22 protein-coding genes and 1 riboswitch are annotated in these 25656 nt (G+C 37.0%); of the genes, 13 read left to right on the top strand and 9 right to left on the bottom strand.

Annotation, left to right across the window (positions count from 1 at the left end):
• Positions 1–81 precede the first annotated feature (81 nt).
• The 4 genes from BN3107_RS17675 to BN3107_RS17690 are packed head-to-tail and all read left to right on the top strand — an operon-like array spanning position 82 to position 4460.
• The gene (locus BN3107_RS17675; protein WP_058308939.1) at positions 82–879 is read left to right on the top strand and encodes an alpha/beta fold hydrolase; all 798 of its coding nucleotides are present in this window, start codon (positions 82–84) and stop codon (positions 877–879) included.
• A gap of 13 nt (positions 880–892) precedes the next feature.
• Positions 893–1897 carry a sensor domain-containing diguanylate cyclase gene (locus BN3107_RS17680; RefSeq protein WP_058308940.1) on the top strand — a complete coding sequence of 335 codons (1005 nt, stop codon included), beginning with the start codon at positions 893–895 and terminating at the stop codon, positions 1895–1897.
• On the top strand, positions 1894–3102 hold the full coding sequence (locus BN3107_RS17685; protein ID WP_058308941.1) for a lysophospholipid acyltransferase family protein: 1209 nt from the start codon (positions 1894–1896) through the stop codon (positions 3100–3102). Before BN3107_RS17680 ends, BN3107_RS17685 begins: the two co-directional genes overlap by 4 nt.
• Positions 3099–4460 (top strand): sodium/glutamate symporter family protein, encoded by a 1362-nt coding sequence (locus BN3107_RS17690; protein WP_058308942.1) that lies wholly within the window; start codon positions 3099–3101, stop codon positions 4458–4460. Before BN3107_RS17685 ends, BN3107_RS17690 begins: the two co-directional genes overlap by 4 nt.
• Positions 4461–5111: 651 nt before the next feature.
• Here the strand turns inward: BN3107_RS17690 and BN3107_RS17695 are convergent.
• Positions 5112–5579: a DUF1722 domain-containing protein gene (locus tag BN3107_RS17695; protein WP_058308943.1), complete on the bottom strand. Its 468-nt coding sequence runs from the start codon at positions 5577–5579 to the stop codon at positions 5112–5114.
• Positions 5580–5654: 75 nt separating this feature from the next.
• Between BN3107_RS17695 and BN3107_RS17700 the strand changes: the two genes are divergently transcribed.
• A complete protein-coding gene (locus BN3107_RS17700; RefSeq protein ID WP_058308944.1) occupies positions 5655–7076 on the top strand; it encodes a cryptochrome/photolyase family protein in 1422 nt (473 codons plus the stop codon).
• A gap of 3 nt (positions 7077–7079) precedes the next feature.
• Entirely contained in the window at positions 7080–7820 is a 741-nt protein-coding gene (locus BN3107_RS17705; RefSeq protein WP_058308945.1) for a TspO/MBR family protein, read from the top strand.
• Between the two features lie 728 nt (positions 7821–8548).
• Here the strand turns inward: BN3107_RS17705 and BN3107_RS17710 are convergent.
• From BN3107_RS17710 to BN3107_RS19525, 5 genes are all read right to left on the bottom strand, one after another.
• Positions 8549–9652: an ABC transporter permease gene (locus tag BN3107_RS17710; protein ID WP_058308946.1), complete on the bottom strand. Its 1104-nt coding sequence runs from the start codon at positions 9650–9652 to the stop codon at positions 8549–8551.
• Positions 9652–10917: an ABC transporter permease gene (locus BN3107_RS17715; RefSeq protein ID WP_058308947.1), complete on the bottom strand. Its 1266-nt coding sequence runs from the start codon at positions 10915–10917 to the stop codon at positions 9652–9654. Before BN3107_RS17715 ends, BN3107_RS17710 begins: the two co-directional genes overlap by 1 nt.
• Positions 10918–10929: 12 nt before the next feature.
• Positions 10930–11862 (bottom strand): ABC transporter ATP-binding protein, encoded by a 933-nt coding sequence (locus BN3107_RS17720; RefSeq protein WP_058308948.1) that lies wholly within the window; start codon positions 11860–11862, stop codon positions 10930–10932.
• Positions 11863–11978: 116 nt separating this feature from the next.
• Positions 11979–12617: a response regulator transcription factor gene (locus BN3107_RS17725; protein ID WP_058308949.1), complete on the bottom strand. Its 639-nt coding sequence runs from the start codon at positions 12615–12617 to the stop codon at positions 11979–11981.
• Positions 12610–13734, bottom strand: coding sequence for a sensor histidine kinase (locus tag BN3107_RS19525; RefSeq protein ID WP_077065150.1), 1125 nt, complete (start codon positions 13732–13734; stop codon positions 12610–12612). Before BN3107_RS19525 ends, BN3107_RS17725 begins: the two co-directional genes overlap by 8 nt.
• 142 nt (positions 13735–13876) lie before the next feature.
• Here BN3107_RS19525 and BN3107_RS17740 point away from each other — a divergent pair, with 142 nt between their 5' ends.
• Positions 13877–14818, top strand: a complete 942-nt coding sequence (locus BN3107_RS17740; RefSeq protein WP_058308952.1) for an aldo/keto reductase family protein — start codon at positions 13877–13879, stop codon at positions 14816–14818.
• A gap of 495 nt (positions 14819–15313) precedes the next feature.
• Here BN3107_RS17740 and BN3107_RS17745 read toward each other — a convergent pair whose 3' ends face one another.
• Complete coding sequence (locus BN3107_RS17745) at positions 15314–15643, bottom strand: winged helix-turn-helix transcriptional regulator (protein WP_058308953.1); 330 nt, start codon at positions 15641–15643, stop codon at positions 15314–15316.
• Between the two features lie 109 nt (positions 15644–15752).
• On the opposite strand from BN3107_RS17745, the gene BN3107_RS17750 reads away from it, so the two are divergent.
• The 6 genes from BN3107_RS17750 to cysC all read left to right on the top strand — a co-directional run bounded on the left by BN3107_RS17750 (position 15753) and on the right by cysC (position 22993).
• The gene (locus BN3107_RS17750; RefSeq protein ID WP_058308954.1) at positions 15753–16568 is read left to right on the top strand and encodes an STAS domain-containing protein; all 816 of its coding nucleotides are present in this window, start codon (positions 15753–15755) and stop codon (positions 16566–16568) included.
• A 102-nt stretch (positions 16569–16670) separates the two neighbouring features.
• Positions 16671–16786: riboswitch (SAM riboswitch) on the top strand.
• Positions 16787–16874: 88 nt separating this feature from the next.
• A complete protein-coding gene (locus BN3107_RS17755; RefSeq protein WP_058308955.1) occupies positions 16875–17606 on the top strand; it encodes a phosphoadenylyl-sulfate reductase in 732 nt (243 codons plus the stop codon).
• Between the two features lie 79 nt (positions 17607–17685).
• On the top strand, positions 17686–19479 hold the full coding sequence (locus BN3107_RS17760) for an assimilatory sulfite reductase (NADPH) flavoprotein subunit (protein WP_058308956.1): 1794 nt from the start codon (positions 17686–17688) through the stop codon (positions 19477–19479).
• Between the two features lie 18 nt (positions 19480–19497).
• Positions 19498–21210, top strand: a complete 1713-nt coding sequence (cysI, locus tag BN3107_RS17765; RefSeq protein ID WP_058308957.1) for an assimilatory sulfite reductase (NADPH) hemoprotein subunit — start codon at positions 19498–19500, stop codon at positions 21208–21210.
• The gene (sat, locus tag BN3107_RS17770; RefSeq protein WP_058308958.1) at positions 21210–22397 is read left to right on the top strand and encodes a sulfate adenylyltransferase; all 1188 of its coding nucleotides are present in this window, start codon (positions 21210–21212) and stop codon (positions 22395–22397) included. Before cysI ends, sat begins: the two co-directional genes overlap by 1 nt.
• Positions 22394–22993, top strand: a complete 600-nt coding sequence (gene cysC / locus BN3107_RS17775) for an adenylyl-sulfate kinase (RefSeq protein WP_058308959.1) — start codon at positions 22394–22396, stop codon at positions 22991–22993. The genes sat and cysC overlap by 4 nt, the downstream gene beginning before the upstream one ends.
• Positions 22994–23166: 173 nt before the next feature.
• On the opposite strand, the gene BN3107_RS17780 is transcribed toward cysC, so the two are convergent.
• Both BN3107_RS17780 and BN3107_RS17785 read right to left on the bottom strand, forming a co-directional pair.
• Positions 23167–23586, bottom strand: a complete 420-nt coding sequence (locus tag BN3107_RS17780) for a YkvA family protein (RefSeq protein WP_058308960.1) — start codon at positions 23584–23586, stop codon at positions 23167–23169.
• Between the two features lie 130 nt (positions 23587–23716).
• Complete coding sequence (locus BN3107_RS17785; protein ID WP_058308961.1) at positions 23717–25585, bottom strand: PTS fructose transporter subunit IIABC; 1869 nt, start codon at positions 25583–25585, stop codon at positions 23717–23719.
• Positions 25586–25656 lie beyond the last annotated feature (71 nt).

Below are 25656 nucleotides of genomic sequence, written 5' to 3' on the forward strand. Positions count from 1 at the left end.
AAACATCAAGATTTCAATTCCTTATTCTTTGTAGTACTATAGTGATAAGAATATTTACCTTTCTCATATAGGAGTGATCAAATGACAGATAAACTAACAAAACGAAACAACATCCGTATCATTGGAACAGGTGAACCTATTATTTTATTCGCCCATGGTTTTGCTTCTGATCAAACAACTTGGAAGTGGATTACTCCTGCTTTTGAGAGCGATCACACTATTATTTTATTAGATTATGTAGGCTCTGGTAATTCAGACAAAAGTGCTTATAATAAACATAAATATCAATCTCTTGAGGGCTACGTGGAAGACATTGTCGAAATATGCGATTACTTTGAATGGAAAAATATACATTTTGTTGGTCACTCCGTTGGAGGAATGATTGGATTACTGCTCTCGATTAAAAGACCTGATATTGTTAAACAGTTAGTAATGATCGGTGCTTCCCCGCGTTATTTGAATGATTTTCCTGAATATAGAGGTGGATTTGAACGCCAAGAAATAGAGGATATACTTGAAATGATGGAAATGAATTTTATTGGATGGGCAAGTTTTCTAGCACCGGTTGCTCTCCCTAAAAGCGAAGGTGCAGAAAAAACAAAACTACTTGAATCACAATTTCAAAGTAATGATCCTTCCTACACTTATGATTTTTTACAAGCGACATTACTTTCTGACTATCGAAAAATGTTAAAAGAAGTTACCGTACCGACAGTTATTCTTCAGTGTTCTATGGATAGTTTTGTCCCTATAGACGTTGCCAACTATATGAATAAACATATTGCTAGAAGTCAATTACATGTGCTGAGCGCAAAAGGACATTATCCTCATGTAAGTCACCCAGAGGAAACGATCAATACATTAAAAAAACACTTGTGAGGAGGTAAATGCGATGCACGACAGATTGGATAATGCAGCCTGTGGACTATTAACCATCGATTTACAAGGCCATATCATATCTATTAATAATACCTTTTCTAATCTTGTTGGCTTTACGAAGGAAGAATTAGAGAACAATCATATTGAACTATTACTCAATAATGCCAATAAATTGTTCTTTCATACTATTCTTTATCCAAAAATTCGTACCTCCGGCTCCATTCAAGAGATGTATTTAACTCTTAGGAAAAAAGATCATTCCATTATAAATATCATATTTAACGCAAACATGTTTGAAGTGGACTCACAATTTTTAATTGATTGTATTGTGATACCGATTCAAAATCGAATTGAATACGAAAAGGAAATTCGTGAGATAAATAAGAAACTTACGCAAACATTAGAGGAAAAGACGATGTTGCATGATAAATTACAACAACATCAAGCCAAATTAGTAGAATTAAACGAACAATTACAATTGCTTGCTTCTCGTGATCCACTTACCAATTTATATAATCGTCGTGTATTTGTCGAACAACTAGATCTTTATGTACAATCTTTTTATAATAACCATGTTCCTTTTTCACTATGTATAATAGATATAGATCATTTTAAACAAGTAAATGACAATTGGGGGCATAACGTTGGCGATGATATGATTAAAAACCTAGCAGATACTATGGTATCAATGTTTTCCAATAAATTCACAGTTGCTCGATTTGGCGGTGAAGAATTTGTTATCTTGATGCCAGAGATAGAATCTTATCAAGCTATAAGTTATGCAGAACAATTAAGAAACAAGGTAAAAAAAGCTACCTGGAATACGATTGAATTAACTATTAGTTTAGGAATTGCAACGTTTTCTCATGTGGATAATACCGATTCGATCATAGCAAAAGCAGATTATGCCTTATATGAGTCAAAACGAAATGGTAGAGATCAAGAAACTCATGCTGATTCATTAAACCGAACTTTTTCATCTGAATCACACTATTATAAAAGAAGGGGAAGTACATGAGTATTGAAAAAAAACCAGCTAATTGGATCGTTAGACTATTATTGAAAGCTATTAATCTCTATCTTAAAAGAAAAACTACATTCATCGTCACAAAAAATGAAACGAAACAGCTAAAGCCGCCTTATCTAATTGTCAGTAATCATGTGAACAATTGGGACCCTTTGTTCATCAACCTATTCGTGGATGAACCGATTGCATTTGTAGCAGGTGAACCTCTGTTTCGTCATCCTCAATTAAAAAAAGTACTCCAATATACCGGTGCGATTCGAAAGACTAAATTCAGAAATGACACGAGTACAATCCGAAATCTGATCAAGGCAAAAAAACATAATCGTGTAATTGGGCTGTTTCCTGAGGGTAACCGCAATTGGGATGGTGTTACAGAACCTATCATTTATTCGACAGCTAAACTTCTTAAACTGTTAAAAACACCTGTCGTTGCCGCCAAAATTAAAGGAGGTTATTTAACACATCCGAGATGGGCAGATAGTGATAGAAAAGGAACGATAGAAATAAGTTATGAAAAGATTTGGAACGGAAGTGAATTACAAGATTTATCTGTTTCCGAAATTCACCAACATCTAACAGCAGCGTTATCCCATAACGAACACGATTGGCAAGCAATAAACAACTATATTTTCAAAGGAACTAACATAGCTCATTTTCTTGAAAGGTTGTTATTCACTTGCCCTGGCTGTAAATCGATTAATACGATGCATTCTGAAGGAGATTTATTTAGATGTACTAATTGCGAATATTATGCAATCTATACGGAACAAGGACATTTTCATTCACAAGATATCCTTCATTTTAAAACACCACACGAATGGAAAATGTGGCAGTTATCTTTTCTGAATGAACTCTCCAAGCAACCAAGTCGGTTTAAAAAAGCACTGCAAAATATGAAAGAAACTGTGACTTTATATCAATCACACAATCAAGAGCCTTTTCAAAAAATATGTGAAGGTAGTGTCATCTTACCGAACTCGCAACTAGATATTGTAAAATCGGACCGAACAGCCTATTCCTTTTCACTACTTGACATGGAAGGAATTAATATACACTTTCACCATAAGCTCGATTTCTTTATTGATGATATACTATATCGCATTATTTTCACAAACCCACGAGCTTCTGCTTATATGTGGCTTCAATTCATTCAAATCATAAAAGAAAAAGACCTTTTAAAGGAGCAATCATCTTGATAGATACATGGACTTTTGTAATGGATTTTATCTTTATCTCGATTATTTTAGCGGTTGCTACTGTTTTAAAAACAAGAATACCGTACTTAAGCAAGTTAATTATCCCAACTTCAATGATCGCGGGCTTTTTAGGATTATTACTCGGTACCGAATTATTAGGGATTATCCCTTTTGACCAAGATATGCTTGGTAACCTTGTTTACCATTTTATGGCGATTGGTTTTATAGCTATTTCTTTAAAGGAACGTAATATCAAAAATAGACCTTCCATCATGAATGCGGGCATGCTAATTGTTACTGGGTATGTGATTCAAGGGATCGTTGGTTTTGGTATTTTTCTAGTATTGGTTCAAACATTTTATTCTGATTTTTTTCCAGGGATCGGTCTTTTATTACCTCTCGGATTTGGACAAGGTCCAGGCCAAGCCTACTCGATTGGCACACAATGGGAAGAGTTAGGTGTGATTGGAGGAGGAAACCTTGGATTAACAATTGCTGGCATCGGCTTTATTTGGGCTACCGTAGTTGGTATCATTATTATGAACCTATTATCCAAGAAGTTCACATTTCAATCGGACAATAAGAACACAAAAGAAAATGTTAAGATTACAGAAAAAATCGAGCCTGATGAGATTCCGTTAGGTGACGCGATTGATAAACTTACATTTCAAATTGCTCTAATAGGTACGATTTATTTCATTACCTATCTAACTATTGTTGGATTAAATGATCTCCTCACGCCTATTGGTGCATTTGGTGAGACTTTAGGTCAACTATTAATCGGATTTCATTTTATTATTGGCAGCCTTTATGCCGTATTATTTCGTATCATTCTTAACAAACTACATACAAAGGGTATTAAGTTAGAACATACACCTAATAATTATTTGTTACAAAGAATTGCTGGCTTTTCTTTCGATTATATGATTGCTGCCGCCATTACAGCTATTTCAATTTTTACCTTACAAGATTATTTAGTTCCTGTGCTACTGATTACGACTGCCGGTGGATTTGTAACGATTATATTTTTTGTTTGGATCATTCCGAAAGTATTTCCAAATGATGCACTCCCAAATATTGTTGGCTTTTATGGGATGCAAACAGGTACAATCTCTACTGGAATGGCGTTGGTAAAAGCAGTCGACCCAAAATTCAAATCCAATACCACAGATAATCTCGTAATGGGAAGCGGAACTGCCCTATTGTTTGGTTTTCCATTATTATTGATATTAAATATCCCTGTCGTTGGTTTTGTTCAAGAACAGCCGATTATGTATCTATACACCCTCGGTGCACTGCTATTATATTTTGGATTATTACTTGGTGCATTACTTTATCGAATTAATAGAAGCGCATGAAGAGAACCGAACGAAAATATTTCGCTTAACTACAAACACAAATGATGAAGTATTTATTGTTGCGTAATAAACGGATACTACATAGTAAGTGATGTAGTCATTTTGACAGTAAATTTGTGCGTAACAACCGCTACGGCTTGTTCGCTTCCCTTTCCATGGGGTTTTCCCTTCAGCTAACTTTTCCAAGCAAAAACCGCATGGAAAAGTGGATCTTCAGGTAAAACGAGTCCCATTGGAGTGGAAGCGAACGCCTGCGCTAATTAAAGTTCTACAACAGATGCAAGAGTTGAAATAAAGACTACTATCGCATAATGTAAACGAAATACTTATAGAAACTTCAAAATGATAACTGTGACAACAGTTGTAGAATCCATTTAGAGCGAAGGCATCCGCTTTCACTCCTGCGGGGTGTTTTTACCCTAAGATCCACTTTTTTAGCGAACTTGGCTTAAAAAGTTAGCTTAGGGTAAAAACCCGCGGAAAGGAAAGCGGGCAAGCCGTAGCGGTTGCAAAGCACATATAAAATCTCATGATTACCACTTCAGCTATGTCGCAGTACCTTCCCACTACGCAGAAAAATCCAAACGATCTCGAAATGTCTATTCTGATCGTTTGGTCTTTAAATTATAAAATTTCTTCAAAAAGTATCACTTATTTATGTCTTACTAAATCTAAAATAGATTGATTCAGAATATAATGTTCGTTATATAACTGCGCCCATTCTAGCATTGTTAAAAGTATCTCTTGCAGCCTAGTCTGACCGTGCCGAAAATCTTCTAATAGTAATAGAAACTTCTCTTTTTCTATTGAAGTTAATTGACCTCGAAAATAACCAAACATATGAGATAACGCATTAATTACAGATCCATCAGAGGGTGCAACCTCGATTGTTTCCTCAAGTAAATCTTCTATTTTATGTAATAATTGATCCCTTTCTCGATTTCTGTGATTCGCAATTATACGTCCGATAGATTTTTGATTAGACGGGTGGAACGCCATTAATAAATATTTATGACGAGTTTGGAAAGCAATTAATGCTTTTACACTTCCATCTTTTTTTAAGCTATCCAATTCAACTAAGACTATATGTTTATACGTTTCATAAATTTTTAGTTCCATTGTCTATCCCTTTCGTTATTTCAGATTTTGATCCACTCAAAACGGGTATACTACTTTTAAAGCGAGGTGTAAAAAATGACACAAAAAATTGTTGTTTGGTTTAAGCGAGACTTTCGCTTGCTTGATAATCCTGCTCTATACCATGCAGCTCAGGATGGAAGTATTATTCCTGTTTACATAGATAAACCTTCATCAAGTACCGATAAACCAACTAATAGCGAGCTTTATCATAATCAAGCTGTGTTAGCTTTTCAGCAAATGATCAAACAGCAAGGTGGTACATTGCTAGTACGGAAAGGGAATCCTCTAACCATCTTAACTGAAATTATAAAAAAAGTAGATGCCGATGCATTATATTTTAATTATTCCTATGGACCTGCCGAAAGTAAGACAGATCAAAAAATATATGAAAACATTGAAATCCCTGTTCAACGTTTCCATTCAGGTTTGCTAACTGAACCAGGTACGATTTTAAATAAACAAGGAAATCCCTACAAAGTCTTTACGTCCTTTTGGAAAAATATGAGGACCTTACCTATTAATAAACCACTACTTCCACCTGAAACGATTAGTTGGTACCAAAGCAAAACCGAAGAAATCAATTTAGAAACAAACACGAGACTAAAAAGTTACTGGAAAGCAGGCGAAACAGAAGCATTAAAAAAGTGGCGGGATTTTTTGCAAAATCAGATAGCAGATTATAAAGAATATCGAGATTTCCCAGGAATTGATGCTACTTCCCTGTTATCACCACATTTAGCACAAGGAGAAATAACACCAAGATTAATATGGCATGAAACGAAAGAAATGCTTGAAATAATAGGTATGGAAAAAGGGTTACCACATAGACATGAAGAGAGCGTTGAAACATTTTTAAAGCAATTGGCTTGGCGTGATTTTGCTTACCACCAGTTAGTGGAATTCCCACATATTATCGATCAACCCTTACAACCTGCTTATCTTACTTTTCCATGGTTAAAAAAAGAGGAGGAACTTTTTACAAAGTGGAAAAATGGCGTAACTGGCTATCCGCTGGTTGATGCAGGGATGCGCGAACTTAATGAAACAGGCTATATGCATAATCGCGTTCGGATGGTAACTGCTTCTTTCTTAGTTAAACACTTGTTAACTCATTGGTTAGAGGGACAAGCCTTTTTTGAAAAGCAATTAGTAGATCATGATATAGCCAACAATACACTTGGTTGGCAATGGGTGGCCGGAACTGGATTCGATTCGTCGCCATTCTTTCGTATTTTCAATCCGATAAACCAGGCCGAGAAATTTGATCCAGACGGTATTTATATTCGAAAATGGCTTCCAGAATTAAAAGATTTACCTACCAAGCATTTATATCGACCATCAGAAGCACCAAAAGAAGTTTTAAAACAGGCAAATGTTGAAATTGGTCAAGATTATCCCGCACCCATAGTAGAGCATAAGCTTGCACGTGAACGGGCATTAGAAGCATTCCAAAGGATGAAAAAAGGGGAGAAATAACAGTTGCGAAATTTTTGGGTAAACCTTACTGCTTTATTATTGGTTATCGTTGTTAATGCCTTGGCAAATATTATACCCATTAACGGCATGACAACAGGTGAAATATCCAATCAATTAGAAGTACTTTTTACTCCAGCAGGTTACGTTTTCAGCATTTGGGGATTTATTTATCTATTACTAGCAATTTGGGTATTTGCGCAATTACCCAAAATCCGCCGTGATGCTCCGATTTATCAGGCATGTAGTGAGTTGTTTTGGTTAAGTTCTGTGTTAAATGTGGCATGGATTTTAACGTGGCATTATCAATTATTTTTATTGAGTAACATTATCATGATTGGCTTATTATTGACCTTGATAGCTCTCTATTTAAGAGCAAAGAAAGTGAATGCTTCTAAACTAGAGCTATTACCTTTTTCCGTTTATTTGGGTTGGATAAGCGTCGCAACGATTGCTAATATAAGTTACTACCTGGTTTATCTTGGACTTGGAGAAAATGAAGCGGTCAGTATCTTTTGGACGATCGTAATGATAGTCGTTGCTACTGCATTAGCACTTCTTTTTATTTGGCGAGAAAAGGATATTTTTTATGCGCTTGTGTTTGTTTGGGCCTTCATTGGTATTGGTGTGAAAAATAGCTCTGAGTATACAAGCGTTGCATGGACAGCCTACAGCGCCGCCATCTTCCTTATCATTGCAATCATTTTTTTCATCGTGAAACATTTAGAACAAAAAAATAATGAATGATGAACCTAAACGTATTATTGTTCTTCACTTAAAAAACGACCGAAATAAAACTTGGTGTTGTACACTATATGGAAACTACGCAATAAATGATGTAGTAATTTTGAGATAATGTTTGTACGTAGGAACCGCTACGGCTTGTCCGCTTCCCTTTCCACGGCTTTTTCTCCTCAGCTAACTTTGGAAAGCAAAAACCGCTTGCCAAAGTGGATCTTCGGATAAAAACATGCCGTAGGAGTTGAAGCGGACGCCTACGCTAATTTGATATTCTACAACGCTAGTATGAGGTAGCATTATGGTATTTCTCTTTCTCTCATGTAAAAAAATCGTTGATCGGAGTAACAGCTCAAAATGCTATCTGTCACAGTAGTTGTAGAACCAATATATTAGCGCAGGCCGTCCACTTTCACTCCTGTGGTAACTTTTTACCTGAAGATCCACTTTTTCGAGCGATATTTGCTTGAAAAAGTTAGCTGAAGGTAAAAAACCACTGCATAGAAAACACTACGAAAGCTTTGCTTGAGTAGATGTTGCACTTGTGCCCGTGGTAAAAGGGAAGTGGACAGCTGGAGCGGATATTTAGTAAATAAAATATATCAAAATTACCAATTTGGCTAATAAATATACATCAGTTTATTACACCTTATCCTCCTTCTATTTATGTAACTCCAAACGAATGGTATTTGAATCGTTTGGAGTTTGTTGATTATCAAACCGGCCTTACTTTGTTGCTAGCGCCTTTCCATTAGGTTGATGCCGATTCCCATGCACAGAACGCCCATGAAAAAGAGTACTACTAGTGGTTGAGTAATTGCTGTTAATTCATTCCCGTAGATAGTAACCGACTTTAATGCGTCCATTGCATACGTAATTGGAACAGCTTTAGCAGCGATTAGCACCATATTATTACTAACAATTTCGATTGGCCAATAAGCACCACCCAACATCGCCATACTTACCGCAACAATCGGAACAATCGCACTTAACTGGGAAGCCTTATTAACAAAACCAATGATCAGCATCCCCAAGGCAACAATCGCAAACGTATAGAAAGCACAGATAAGCAGTATTTCCAACCATTTGTCCCCTATATTAAATCCAAATAATACTTGAAACATTAGAAAAATCACAGTCATTTGCACCATTCCTATTACAAAAGCCGAACTCAAATGACCTAAGTAAATCTGCCATTTTCGGACAGGAGATAAAATAAGCCGATCCCAGCTTCCTCTCTGCTTTTCCTCTGCCACTTCACTCAAGCTGAACACAATGGTATAAATGGCAAAGAACAGGGTCATACCAAATAGAGCTTGTAATTGATTATCGAAAATAAAGAAGTCTTTTTGCGATTCACCAATAACACTTTCTACTTTGATCGGTGGATTTTTTAAACCATTCTCGATTTTCGTGCGTGCTTCAGCATCATCTGAGGCAGATACCGCCAAATCAATTCGCTCCTTTTCCCAATAAAGAGTACTGATAAATTGTTCGACAATAGACTGGTTAGGTGTTTCTGTACCAACTAAAAATGTATAATGTTGTTCTGAAATAATCACTCCAAAACTGGCATTCCCTAATGCGACACTTTCTTTTGATTGTTCATAGTCTGTATCAGCAAATTTAAAACCATCTAATTCATTCAACTGATTGATCCACTCGGACTTTTCTGTATCGACTATTTCATCGGAAAAACTTACTGGTATCGTCATTGTTCTCGGTTCACTATTGGCACCACCAATAAACAGGATAAAGACAACTGTCATCGCCATCATCGCCAATACCATTAGGGGCTTTCTTCTGAATCGTTGCCATTGTAAAGTAAATATGTGGAACATTATTTTGACCTCCTTTGCGGAAAGATCAGTACACTAATACTAAAGATAACCACCGTAATCGATAATAGGCTGAATAGATAAGGAACAATACTATCGATCGGCAAACCTTGATTTACCAACATATAAGAGCGTAGAGCCATACCATTTGGTGTCCAATTTCCAATCGTTTGAAAAATAGCTGGAAAACCATCAGTCGGGATGAAACTCCCTCCTAATAAAGCCAAGACACTGACAAACCCACTAGCAAACGCATCTGATATCGAGTTAGAACCGGACCTTATCGTTAAGGCTACTAGTAAGCTGCCAATCGCTCCTATTGTCGTTGCATAACATAAAGTAACTAGCAATGATGTAAGCCATATGGATAGAGAAAACGGTTGAAAGGATTGTAAAATGAAAGTAGACAGAATAAATAATATATTTATTTGAACAAAGGCCATGATAATAACTGCTGCACCTTTACCTAATAAAAAATAAATGGGATGAATCCCTGTTAACATCATTCGATCTACCACTTGCTGGTTCACTTCTGTATAAGCCTTAGATGCCATTGTAGCGCAGATGAAAAAAGCAAACATGACAGCCATTCCAATTGTGTAATACTCCATAGAACTAACTGGGTCTCTATCTGTCACCGTTTCTTCTTGGACAAAACTTTCGATCTCCACATCTAATGACTCCGCTCTTCCTGAAACTTTTGCCACAGCTGATTCTACCGTCATCGTATTGGTGAACTGTTCCATGATATTTTGAAAGATATCACTTTCAAAATGAGCATGTTCCCCTTTTCGAATCGTTATCGTACTTGTTACTTCCTCACCTAACAACATATTTTGCAATGTATCGTAGCTGAAATCTTCAGGAATAAGCAGCACAGTATCTACTTCCTGTTCACTTAATTGCTGATTCGCTTCTTCCTCCGTTAATTCCGTTAATGTGACAATATCGGCTAATTCCTCACTAATGAGTTTTTTTATAAGAGCATTAGGATTTAATTGTTGTGCCGCTTGCATTAAACCTTCTTGTGCTTGAGCTGGAATCGATTGATTCGATACAACTTCATTGAATTGTTGAAGACCCTCTTCTGGCTGATCCTCTTCTACAACGGCTACATCGATTTTAATTTCACCTGGACTCCCACTCATTACTCCACTTAGAGCGAACCCGAGAATGGTCATAAGTACAAATGGCATAAGAAAAATAATCAGTAATTCGCTACGGTCACGCCATAGTATTTTTAAATCCTTCATCAAGAAATCAAACAACGGTCCCACCTCCTAATCTCTTAATCTCCGGCCTGTTAGATGCAAAAACACATCTTCTAAGGATGGAACTTTTACGTCTACACTAATAATGGCGACCTTTTCTTGTTCTGCTAATTGAAAAATATGCGCAAGCTTTCGATTATTCTTAGAAACAATTAATGTTAACCCTTTTTCCCATTCTGTAACTTTAAGAACATTTTCTTGCTCTGAAAGTAATTTCTTGAAATTTTGTGAGGATTGATCGAGTTCTAATTGGATCGTTTCTTCACTTGATAATATACTTGTCAACTCATCTTTGGTACCTGTTGCAATCACTTTGCCATGATCCATTATATAGATCCGGTCACACAATCTTTCGACTTCTTCCATATAGTGTGAGGTGTAGAGGACCGTGATCCCCTTTTCTTCATTTAGTTTTTTAACCATTTCCAAAATGTAATTTCTAGATTGGGGGTCAATCCCTACAGTTGGTTCATCCATAATCAGAATTTCTGGCTCGTGTAATAAAGCTACTGCTAAATTAATTCTTCGCTGCATCCCACCAGAATAATTATTAACTACTTCTTTTTGTCTATCTTTTAATCCAACTAATTCTAAAACTTCCTGGATTTTTACTTCTAATTCCTTACCACGAAGTCGATATATTTTCCCGAAGAACTTTACATTTTCATATGCTGATAATTCTTTGTATAAAGCTATTTCTTGGGGAACCACGCCTAATATCGGTCTAATATGGTTCGGTTGTTGAATGATGTCCTGACCATTCCATGTAACAATACCTGAAGTTGGTTTCACTAAGGTAGAAATCATCGAGATCAATGTTGATTTCCCTGCTCCATTTGGTCCGAGCAACCCTACAGATTCACCTTCTTTCAAATATAAATTAACATCATCGACTGCGACTTGCTTTTTAAATGCCTTTCGTAAAGCTTCCGTTTCCAACAATTTAGTCACCATCCTTTAGTTTCACTTATGTTATCTTTAGTGTAATAAAAAAAGAGCAGTCTGCACACTGCCCTTAGTCACTTCTTTTACTTAAAAACATGACCTCCGTCACTTTTTCAGATATAGCCATTATGGATAGCGTAAATGGCAAGCTGTGTCCGGTCCCTTAATTCTAATTTATCTAAAAGGTGTGTAATGTGATTCTTAACGGTGCCGACCGATAGTGCCAAGACTTCAGCTATTTCTTTATTGCTTTTCCCTTCACCTAACAAACACAAAATATCCGATTCTCGCTTGGTTATTGTCGTGTTCGTCTTCTTAGTGATCGTTTGTTTTCCTTCTAATAAATGTGGCACCACCTTTTTTGCTACTTCTCCTGGTAACTGCAGGCCACCGGCTAAACAATCCTTTATCGCATGAATCAATTGGCTTGCTTCTGCATCTTTTAATAGATAACCGCGAACCCCCATCTTTAGTGCGCGTATGGCGTATTCCTCATCATTAAATGTGGTTAACATAAGCACTTTCATTTGCGGAAAACGACGCAATAACTCCTTAGCTGCATCAAGACCGTCCATTTCAGGCATACGAATATCTAATATTGCTAGATCATAATGATTTCTTTCACGCAAAGCAAGTGCTTCACGTCCATTTTTGGCCTCACCTGTTACTTTTAACTGAGGATCTGTCTCTAACATCATCTTAATTCCTTGTCTGACAATAGCCTGATCTTCCGCAAGTAATATATCAGTCATTTCTATCCCCCTCTATTGGAAACAACCCACGTACGATAAATTGATTGTTGTATGTTTGCACATCTAATTCCCCATCTATTTGTGCCAACCTTTCTTTCATTGATATCAATCCAAAACCATCTTTATACTCTATGTTGCCTTCTGTTGGATTAATAACCTCAAAACGAAAATGGGTCGTACCTGGCGCTTCTAATATAATGGTTGCTTCCTTTCCCTTACTGTGACGCATCACATTGGTCAACGATTCTTGAATAGCCCGGTAAACAACCGTTGCCTGTTTCGGGCTTAAGGAAACGGATAACGCATTTTGCCTTGTTGAGAACGAAATAGACACATACTGTTCAGCCTCTAGTTTACGAATCAGGTGAATCACCGCTGCAATCCCTGTTACATTATCTTCTTTAAGTGCCTTTACAGCTTTTCTTGTTTCAGACAAGCTTTCTTGAGCTAAATTCTTTAATAGATCCAAGTCTGCTCTATTATCTTGTAATCTTAATATCTCAATTTGCATTAACAAGTTTGTCAACGTATGACCGACTCTATCATGGATCTCTCGACCTATCATGATGCGCTCTTGCTGTCTAGTATGCTGATCATTTGTCACCGTATCTCTTTTAAGCTTTCGATAGGTTTGTAATAATGCTTGATAACGTTCTTTCATCCCCCTGTTGCTGACGATATGATGTTGGTAGAAATACGTACCAGTCAGAACAGAAACAGACAAAATAAAGAAGAAACAACCTATCAAAGGGGACAAGAATTCAATATGTAACATAATTGCTGACAAGATACTAAGTGAAACCAAACCATATAGTTTTAGACCTGCTGAGTGATTGATAGTAACGGCAAGAATCAAGCCTAACATGATCCAAGTAAAAGGATTAACTTCATTATTTAAGGGCATTAAAAAGCTAATAGTGATAATAATGATAATAAAAACCCATAGTACCGATCGACTTTTGTTAGCTATAGAGGTAAAGAAAAAGCAAATGAAAAACAAAGCGGACATCCCGATTAAATATGTAATTCGTTCTGGACTCGCACTTACCTCAACTAATATAGCGAAAGCCCAAGTTACTATCCATAATACCAACCAAATCCAAAAAGAAAAACGCAAATAAACACCCCCACTTTTTACCTGAGTAATCTATTAACAATATAGCATATTTTTCTACAGCAATGCAGAACAGATTATTCGCTTCTCATTTTTAATTCATTTATAATTATGTAAACGCTTAACAATTGGAGGGAACAGATTTATGCAATATCGTCATTTAGGAAATACTGGTCTAAAAGTTAGTGAAATTAGTCTAGGAAGCTGGCTAACTTACGGAGGTTATGTGGAAGAACAAAAGGCAGAGGCTTCGATCGATAAAGCTTATGATTTAGGGATCAACTTTTTTGATACGGCAAATGTCTACATGCGTGGTGAAGCAGAAAAAATTGTTGGTAAAGCTTTGCGTAAATACCCAAGGAATTCTTATGTGTTAGCGACGAAAGTTTTCGGTAAAATGGGAGATGGTCCAAACGACCAAGGGTTATCTAGAAAGCATATTATCGAGCAATGTAATGCTAGTTTAGACAGGTTAGGCTTAGATTACGTCGATGTCTATTATTGTCACCGTTATCATGCAGACACGCCTATTGAGGAAACATTAAGAGCGTTGGATGATTTAGTTAGACAAGGTAAGATTCTATATATTGGGGTTAGCGAATGGACTGCCGAACAAATGACAGAAGCTGTTCGTATTGCTGATAAGAAGCTATTGGACCGAATCGTGGTCAATCAACCGAACTATAGTATGTTCCATCGTTATATTGAAAAAGAAGTAATCCCGGTTAGCGATAAAAATGGAGTTGGGCAAGTTGTATTCTCCCCTTTGGCTCAGGGTGTACTCACTGGTAAATACAAAAAAGGAGAAGCGATTCCTAGTGATAGTCGTGCTGCTCAAAAAGACCTAGACCTATCTCGGATTTTAACAGAAGCGAACTTAGAGAGAGTGGAGGCTTTAAAAGGAATTGCTGCCAACGAAAATTTATCAATAGCACAATTAGCAATCGCATGGATCTTACGTCAAGATAATGTTTCCAGTGCATTAATTGGTGCAAGCAGACCCGAACAAATCGAAGAAAATGCAAAAGCCTCAGGAATATCCCTTTCACAAGAAACATTAGCAAAAGTAGAGGATATTCTGGCATAATCAAACAAAAAAGAGGCTGAGACAAAAAATATTATAATTAGAAAGAAAGTACGACATAACCTTGGGGTAATTATGAGATTTCATATGTGCTATGCAATCGCTCCGGCTTGTCCGCTTTTTTATACTCTACAGTTCAAGCAAGAGGATACATTTTTGCTTTAATCACTATCTTTTGTGATAATCATTTGTAGAAATAAACCAAAATACTAGCATTTGCAAGATTTGTAGAATCTCATTGAGCGGAGGCGGCCACTCCAACTCCTATGGGACTCGTTTTTACTGAAGATCCACTTTTTCATGCGGTTTCTGCATGGAAAAGTTAGCTGAAGAAAAAACCCCATGGAAAGGGGAGTGGCCAAGCCGAAGCGGATACCACACACCTATATCATGTCAAAATTACCACTTCATTTATGTCGTACCTTCCTCATATTGCGCTGTTCGTGTTTGAAGTTGAGAAAATACTTATATTCAACTATTGTAGAGAAATGATGTTTATTATGAAGGCGTTTTGTCTTTGTCTTTGTTGTTGTGTTTCTCTCCCCATTCCACCATCTCATTTAATAATGGCTTAAGGCTTCTTCCATATTCGGTTAACGAATATTCCACCCATGGTGGGACAACTGGGTAGGATTTTTTTGAGATCAGATCATCCTCTTCTAACTCTCTTAATTGCTTTATTAATGTTTGATGATTAATTAATGGAATGCTTCTTTTGATCTCTCCGAACCGAAGTGTCCCTTCAAATAACTTCAGTAAAATAACTGCTTTCCATTTTCCACATACTACATCTAACACAACTTTTGTATTTTCCAAATCTTTGTCCATATATATCTCCCCTTAGTATAAATAAATATACCTCTTTTAATCTTATCTTAATCCAATAAACTGAAATTAGTATCATTTTTTTATATAAACTGAGGAGGACATTAGAATAATGCTAGAAAAAAAACATATTAAACATGCAGCTCAAATAATCTCTACCCACAGCAGCACCATTGCCAAGTCAATCTCTAATCAACACAAGTATCCACAAATTTATATATTTATAGAAAATTTGATGTATTTACTTAGTAAAAGTTTGGAAAACATCACTAATAAAAAAGCATTAACAGAGTTTAAAAACACTGGTTTTAAAAACGGAAACATGACATTAGATCAAGAAATTTTTATAAGAACAGTGGACCTTTTTCCTCTAGTTAGTCAGTCAATTACTAGTATTTTAAAAGAAAAAATGGACCATCACATTATAAGTCACGACGAATACTATATACTATTAAAAAAAATAGACGAAATGATCTTACATTTTAATTCAGGCTATATATGTGGATATCTTCATTTTCATCAAACAAAAGTGGATACACATTTATCGGAAGAATTAATGGAGCTTTCAGTGCCAATTATTAAAATTGACCATCATATTGGTGTGTGTCCTTTAATTGGTGAAATTGACGCCGAAAAGGCTACTATCTTAATGAATAAAACCGTTCATAATGTAGTAGACAAAAAAATTGAATATCTCATATTGGATCTTACGGGAATTGGAAGTGTCGAAGATTCGGGATTACAACAATTATTCAAAGCTGTAAGCACCATGGAATTAGTAGGGACCACAATAATTTTTACAGGTATCCGAAGTCAAATAGCCATGTCATCTGCATTACTTAACATGGATCTTTCCAAAAAACACGTCTATCATACGGTTAGGGATGCTGTTATTTCTTTAAGTAAGAGCTCAGAAAACATATTATAGATAGTCTGATATCCACAAATATTTTTTACAATATTTACAATAGAAATCATTGACATCTATAGAATAAAAGGTTATTATTATATTAAATGTTAATAAATGTAATTCTTATCCAGAGAGATGGAGGGGCAGGCCCTAAGAAATCTCGGCAACAGGTTCGTTAGTAGAACACTGTGCCAAATCCTGCGGGACAACTAATGTTGAAACCCGAAAGATAAGGAGGAACGTCAAAAATGCCTACCTTCTTATCAAAAACGATAAGGAGGATTTTTATTGTGTTATGAAGTGAAACAATAAAGGGGGAAACACATGATTACGTACAAAAATTATATGGAAAGCCCATTAAATGAGGAAACCCCAACAGTAGATGATCCCACAAAAGGAGCTTTAAACATTATTGAATGGGCTTATCATAACTATGGTGATTCACTAGTCTACGCTTGCAGTTTTGGTGCAGAAAGTATGGTGCTTATTGACCTTATTGCTAAGGTTAAAAAAGATGCAGCATTAGTTTTTCTAGATACCGGCCTGCATTTTCAAGAAACATATGACTTAATTGAAGAAGTGCAGCAACGATATCCATTACTAAATATTGATTTAAAAAAGCCCTCAATAACAGTAGATGAACAACGAGAACAATATGGTGCTGCCTTATGGAAAAGAAATCCTGACCAATGTTGTTATATTCGAAAGGTTAAACCGCTTGAAGAAGCATTATCCGGGGCAACTGCTTGGATATCAGGTCTAAGAAGAGCACAATCGCCTACAAGAGCTAACACAAACTTCATTAACAAAGATGATCGCTTTCAATCCATCAAAATATGTCCGCTCATTCATTGGACATGGGAAGATGTTTGGGACTACATTGAATTAAATGACTTACCTTATAACAAACTACACGATCAAAATTATCCAAGTATTGGTTGTATTCCATGCACTACAAAAGTGTTAAATAATGACGATGAACGGGCTGGCAGATGGGCCGATTTTCAGAAAACCGAGTGTGGCCTACACGCTAGTTCAGCTTCATCTACAAATTAAACGTTTTTTTTATTGCTTTATCTAAGTATTTCTATCGGATTAATGCAAATAAAAACTTTCAAAAAAAGAGGTGAATAGAATGACTCTACAAGTGGTAAATAGTCCGTTTGATGAAAAGCAAACGGAGATATTAAATCAAGTCTTACCAACATTAACAGATGCACAAAAGAATTGGCTAGCAGGATATCTAGCAGCTTCACAAGCGGCTACAAAACAGGATACGCCGCTCGAAAAAACTTCTGTAAAAGTAAAAACACGAACAGTGACCATTCTATATGGATCAGAAACCGGAAATAGTCAATCACTAGCTGAAAAAGTCTCACAACAATTAAAAACAATCGACCGAACTGTCACGATTTCTAGCATGGATGATTATAAACCAAAGAAGCTGAAGGAAGCAGAAGATTTGCTTATTATAACGGCAACACATGGCGAAGGGGATCCGCCAGATAACGCCATTTTATTTCATGAGTTTTTACACAGTAGAAAAGCACCTAAGTTAGAGAAAGTTCAATATTCTGTCCTCTCTCTTGGTGATGAATCGTATGAGCATTTCTGTCAAACAGGGAAAGACTTTGATAAACGTTTAGAAGAACTCGGGGCAACAAGAATTCACCCACGGATCGATTGTGATGTCGATTATGAGGAATTAGCAGAAGAATGGATCGATGGTGTATGTCAATTTCTACAAAAAGAGTCCAGTGCTGATACGAATCAAGAAATTGTAACTACCAGCCCTGTTGAACAGCCTATCTATTCTAAAAGTAACCCTTTTTCAGCAGAAGTACTTGATAACATCAAACTGAGTGGCAAAGGTTCGACTAAAGAAACGAGACACATTGAAATTTCCTTGGATAGTTCAAATCTGCAATATGAACCTGGTGATTGTTTAGCCATTTATCCCAAAAACGATCCGAATCTAGTGAAGGAAATTATTGAGAAACTTGGCTGGAATCCTGAACAAACGATACCAATTAATAAACAAGGCGAAATTCGTTCGATTCAAGAGGCGCTCACTTCTATTTTTGAGATTACTAGACTGACGAAAGGCTTATTAGAAAAAGCAGCAAACTTTTTTAACAACGATCATTTATCCCAGTTAATAAAAAATACAGACGAACTCAAAAGATACTTAGAGGGTCGAGATTGGTTAGATTTACTTACTGACTATCCACCAGAAAATCTCGAGCCTTCGTCTATTATGCAAATCTTACGAAAAATACCCGCAAGGCAGTACTCGATTTCAAGCAGTCATCAGGCAAACCCTGATGAAGTACATTTAACCGTAGCCACAGTTAGGTATCACACCCACGGACGCGATCGATGTGGTGTTTGTACAGGAGAGATTGCTGATAGGATTAAGCCTGGTGATTTACTAAATGTTTATGTCCATAAAAATCCTAACTTTAAATTTCCTTTTGATGAAGAAACACCTGTCATTATGATTGGACCAGGTACAGGAGTTGCACCTTTTAGAGGCTACATCGAGGAAAGAGAAGAATTAGAGTTGAAAGGAAAAACATGGCTCTTTTTTGGTGATCAACATTTTCGTTCCGACTTCCTATACCAGGTCGACTGGCAAAATTGGCTTAAAAAAGGATACCTCAACAAAATGGATGTCGCCTTTTCACGTGATAGTAACGAAAAAGTATATGTTCAACATCGTATGTTGGAGAAAGCGCAAGAATTATATGAGTGGATCGAGGCAGGCGCACATATTTACGTATGTGGGGATGAAAAAAGAATGGCCAAAGATGTGCATGAAACATTACACATGATCATTTCACAGGAAGGTAAGTTAGACGAACAAGCAACAAAAGATTTTGTAAATAAATTAAAAGCAGAGAAAAGATATCAACGAGACGTGTATTAAAGGGGGAATAGGAAACTCATGGCAGATCAATCAAAAAAATTAGATCCAATTGAAATATTAAAAGAAGATAGTCAGTTTTTGCGGGGGACCATTAAAGAAGGGTTACAAGATCCAATTACCGCATCGATCTCAGACGATGATACAAAACTGTTGAAATTTCACGGCAGTTATCAACAAGATGATCGCGACATTCGGGATGAAAGACGCAAACAAAAGTTAGAACCAGCCTACCAATTTATGCTGCGGGTCGCCATTCCAGGTGGTGTCTCAACAGCTAAACAATGGTTAGCGGTAGATGAGTTAGCGCAAAAATATGGAGACGGAACAATTAAATTAACGACACGTCAAGCTTTTCAATTACACGGTATTTTGAAGTGGAATTTAAAAGATACGATAAAAACAATTAACGATGAATTAATGACCACAATCGCCGCCTGTGGTGATGTCAATCGAAATGTCATGTGTAATCCAAATCCGTATCAATCGGAGATTCACCAGGAAATTCAGGATTGGGCACAAAAAATCAGCGATCATCTCTCACCAAAAACAGGCGCCTATCATGAAATATGGTTGGATCAGGAAAAAATAATAGATTCCAAACAAGAAGCCGAGCCAATCTACGGAAAAACGTATTTACCTAGAAAGTTCAAAATTGGAATCGCTGCTCCCCCTTCGAATGATGTCGATGTCTTTTCGCAAGATCTAGGATTAATCGCGATTATCGATGACAATGAAGTAAAAGGCTTCAATGTCGTGGTCGGTGGCGGTATGGGCTCTACCCATGGAAATACGGAGACCTATCCTCAAGTAGGGAAAATCGCCGGGTATTGTGATAAAAAAGACGTCATTGAAGTTGCCGAAAAAGTAGTGACCATTCAACGTGATTATGGAAACCGTGAGAATCGTAAAAATGCGCGCTTCAAATATACGATTGATCGCTATGGTCTGGATTGGTTTAAACAAGAATTGGCAGAACGATTAAGCTGGGAACTTGAGGAAGCGAAGAACTATCATTTTGATCATAATGGTGACAGATATGGCTGGATAAAGGGCAAAAACAGGTGGCACCTCACCCTTTTTGTTGAAAATGGCCGAGTAAAAGATACAGATGACTATCAATTAATGACAGCATTACGTGAAATTGCTCAAATTCATACTGGTGATTTCCGATTAACACCAAACCAAAATTTAGTGCTTGCGAATGTGACAGCACCAAAAAAGAAAAAAATCCAGGAAATTATCGAAATGTACGGCATCACTGATGGTAAGCATTATTCTGGATTACGCCGAAACTCAATCGCTTGTGTTGCACTACCCACGTGTGGGTTGGCCATGGCAGAGTCAGAACGTTATTTACCTTCTTTAATCGACAAAATTGAAGGGCTCTTAGCAGCAGAAGGAATCCAGGAAAAGGAAATCGTGATTCGAATGTCCGGTTGTCCCAATGGCTGTTCACGACCTGCTCTTGCCGAAATTGCTTTTATTGGTAAAGCGCCAGGAAAATACAACTTTTATTTAGGTGGTAGTTTTATTGGTGACAGATTAAATCAATTATATCGTGAAAATATCGGAGAAGCTGAAATTCTCTCACTATTAAAAGATTTATTTCACGACTTTGCAACAAACCGCTTAGAGAAAGAATACTTTGGAGATTTTGTGGTCCGCAAAGGATATGTAGAGGAAGTATATGATGGTAGACAATTTCATCGCGAGCAGAAAGGAGCTTTATAATGGTAGCAATTAAGGAAAAATTAAATGAGACGATTTCCGCACATGGTGGTAGTCTCGTCAATCGTGAAGTAACAGGGGTAGAAAGAGAAAAACTTTTATCGGAAGCGAAAAACTTTAACTCCCTCACCATCAATGCCTGGAGTATCTCTGATTTGGAATTGATCGGAATTGGTGGCTTTAGTCCACTGACAGGCTTCCTGGGAGAAGAAGACTATTTAGAAGTAGTAAATAACCTCCACTTAAAAGATGGCAACGTCTGGAGTATTCCTATTACTCTAGCAGTAACAGAGAAAGAAGCAGACTCATTAAATATTGGAGAAACGATTGCACTGTACGGCGAGGATGGTATTCTTTATGGTACCTTAGATCTACAGGAAAAATATAGGTATGATAAACAAAAAGAAGCAGCTTCCGTATATGGTACTACAGATCAAGCACACCCAGGAGTTAAAAAGCTTTATGAGAAAGGTAATGTCTATTTAGCAGGACCGATTGCTTTAGTGAATCGTCCTAAGCATGATCAATTTAAAGATTTTCATCTCGACCCTACTGAAACGAGACAATTATTTCAAGATCTAGGCTGGAAAACAGTTGTCGGATTTCAAACAAGGAACCCTGTCCACCGCGCACATGAATATATTCAAAAATGTGCGTTAGAAACGGTTGATGGCTTATTATTAAATCCTTTAGTTGGTGAGACCAAGTCAGATGACATTCCAGCAGATATTCGGATGGAGAGCTATCAAACGATTTTAAAGCATTATTACCCGAAAGATCGTACTAGATTAGTCATTTACCCTGCTGCGATGCGCTATGCTGGACCTCGCGAAGCAATTTTACATGCAATTGTTCGCCAAAATTATGGATGTACCCATTTTATTGTAGGTCGAGATCATGCAGGAGTCGGTAATTATTATGGTACTTATGAAGCACAGGAATTAATCTCAAAATATCAAGATGAATTAGGTATTCAGATTTTCAAGTTTGAGCATGCCTTTTATTGCAACAAATGTGAGAATATGGCCTCTCAAAAAACCTGCCCACATGATAAGTCTGAGCACGTTCATTTAAGTGGAACCAAAGTGAGAGAAATGTTACGTAATGGCGAGTCTTTACCGCGACAATTCTCTAGACCAGAGGTGGCAGAAGTATTAATCAAAGGATTACAAAGGGGTTCAAAGCAATGACAGAAACAAAAAATATCGTTTGGCATGACTCTGTAATCACCAAGCAGGATCGCATCAAACAAAACAACCATCAGAGTCCGGTATTGTGGTTTACAGGTTTATCTGGCTCTGGAAAATCCACACTCACAGTCGCTTTGGAAAAAGCATTGCATGAAAGAGGGGTTCGTTCTTATCGCCTAGATGGAGATAATATTCGCCATGGATTAAACGCTAACCTGGGCTTCACTCCTAACGATCGGAAAGAGAACATTAGACGAATTGGTGAGGTCTCCAAACTATTAAATGATGCGGGCCTTTTCACATTAACAGCCTTTATTTCTCCTTATAGGGAAGACCGGGATAATGTTAGACAAATAATACCAGATGGCGAGTTCATCGAAGTATATGTAAAGTGTAGTTTGGAAAGCTGTGAAGCGCGCGATCCAAAAGGTCTTTATCAAAAAGCACGATCCGGTGAGATTAAAGGTTTCACAGGTATTGATGCGCCTTATGAGAAACCGATCGCTCCTGAGTTAGTAATTGATACGGAAAGTAAGTCTGTGGAAGAAGCAGTCGCAGAAGTGCTAGAGTATTTAAAGATAAGAAATTACTTGTAAGTGGATAATAGTAGAAAAATCCGAGCTTTCTGAGGGTTCGGATTTTTCTTATTTGCATCTTACTTTGTTCTTCTTGCAGATTTCTTCTCCTTCTTGCATTTCACACCGCTCTTCTTGCAAATTTCCTCTCCTTCTTGCATTTCTCACTGCTCTTCTTGCAGATTTTTTAAAAATTATTCCTCAGTATCCTGCTCAATAAATTTCTTACTATTTTTCCAATTAATGTACCTGTCTATATCCTCTGAAATTTGTTTGATGGCAAATCCTATAACTGCTGCATCATCAAAGAAACCTAAGCCAACGATAAAGTCCGGTATTAAGTCGATCGGAGAAACAAAATATAAAATAGTTGCAATAATCATAATAATAGAGCCTTTGGGTATTTCTTTATACTCTCCTTTGATCCATGATCGGAACATTTCTAAAAGTAATTGGAGCTTTTCCCATACTTCTTCAAGTCGCCCCTTTTTCTGATTGGCTTTATTCACTGCTTCATTTAAAAGGTTTTCTGATTTCTTTTTATTTTGAAAGTACTCTTTTGCCTTAGATGTATATTTTTTGTACCCTTGTTCATAATTTTTAGCTTTTGGCATCGTCAACGAGCTCCTTTTCAAAGTGGATTCCTATTTTTACGTTATCATAACAAACATACTTTATCTATGTCCATCCACTTTACATAAAAAGAAAAAAGCTATTCCTCCAAAAGGAAATAGCTTTGATCTATTATTTTTTATCAATTGGTTTCTTCCAAAATCCAATCATTAGCGCTGATATGATCGCACCAATTAAGATGGCGATAATATACATCAACCAGCTTCCTTCTACAGTAGGAATAACGAAAATTCCGCCATGTGGTGCTGGTAAACCGACACCAAATAATAATGCTAAACCACCTGCTACCGATGAACCGACAATAATGGAAGGAATAACCCTGCCCGGATCTGCTGCGGCAAACGGTATCGCACCTTCTGTAATAAAGAAGGAACCTAAGGCATAATTGGTTTTACCTGCATCTTGTTCTTCTTTCGTAAATTTGTTACGGAAGAAAGTAGTTGCAAGTGCCAATGCTAATGGTGGCACCATTCCACCTGCCATAACAGCTGCATGTGGTCCTAAATTACCTGCTTCGATCATTGCAATACCAAAGGTAAATGCTGTCTTATTGATAGGACCTCCCATATCAACTGCCATCATTCCACCTAAAATCAGACCTAACAATAGCGCGTTAGCACCTGTCAATCCACCTAACCATGATTCTAATCCTGTCATGATATTGGCAATTGGTTCAATAATGATAAACATGATAAGGCCGGTAACAAATATATTAATAACTGGATAAAATAAAATTGTTTTAATACCATCAAAAGACTTCGGCATACCTGCTAAAAGCTTCTTCACACCTACAGCTACATAACCACCTAAGAAACCTGCAATTAAACCACCAAGGAAACCTGCTCCGCCTGTCGATGCCATAAAACCACCGATCATTGCTGGGGCAAAACCTGGTCGATCAGCTATACTCATACCGATGAAACCTGCTAAAACAGCAACCATTAAACCAAAACCATATTGCCCACCGATCTCATTTATAGCAGCTGCAAAGGCATTATACTGTGAGCTCTCAGGATCTGCTGAATTAATACCAAAGAAGAATGATATTGCAATTAAAACACCACCACCGACAACAAATGGAAGCATGTTCGAAACACCATTCATTAAGTGTTTATAAAAACCAGTTCTTTCACCGCTTGAACCAGAACTGCCACTCCCATCACCTTCATAAATCGGTGCATCTCCACTTAGTGCCGTATTAATAAGTTCTTCTGGCTTGCGAATTCCGTCTGTGACACCTCTTCTTAATACTTGTTTTCCATCAAAACGGTCCATCTCTACTTTAGTGTCAGCTGCAATGATAATCGCCTTCGCATTGGCAATATCAGCATCTGTTAGTCTGTTCTTGACACCATCTGAGCCATTTGTTTCTACCTTTATCGAGACACCCAACTCTTTTGCTTTATCTTTTAAGGCATCTGCTGCCATATAGGTATGTGCAATACCAGTAGGACAACCAGTTACCGCAAGAATTTCTGGTCCAGATGATTGGTTGCTTGCTTCTGTTTCTTCTTTTCCTAACTTTTCTTCCTCTTTTTCATCAATAATACGTAATATTTGTTCCTCAGAATCCGCTTCCATTAATTGGTTACGGAAATCTTCATCAATAAGCAATGTTGATAATCGAGATAAGGTTTGTAAATGGTCATTGTTCGCACCTTCACTCGCTGCAATCATGAAAAAGAGATGTGCCGGTTTACCGTCTAATGAATCATAATCTAAACCTGATTTAGATCTTGCAAATACAATCGCCGGAGTAGCTACTGCATTCGTTTTTGCATGGGGAATGGCTACATTATCTCCGACTCCTGTACTGCTTTGATTTTCTCTATCCCAGATCGCTTGAACAAATTGTTGTTGATCATTTAAATAATTCCCTTTAGCCAATTGGCCTGCCATTTCTTCAATAATCGCTTCTTTTGACTGGGCATTTACGTCCAATAACATAATGTCTTTTCGCAAAAGCTCTGTTATTTTCATGTTCCTCATCCTCTCATGTATTTTTATTCTCTAAAAGGTGCCCTCTGTTCATCATGCACGCGTTTGTTATG

The organism is Gracilibacillus massiliensis (genome assembly GCF_001458115.1).
GTDB lineage: Bacteria > Bacillota > Bacilli > Bacillales > Amphibacillaceae > Gracilibacillus > Gracilibacillus massiliensis.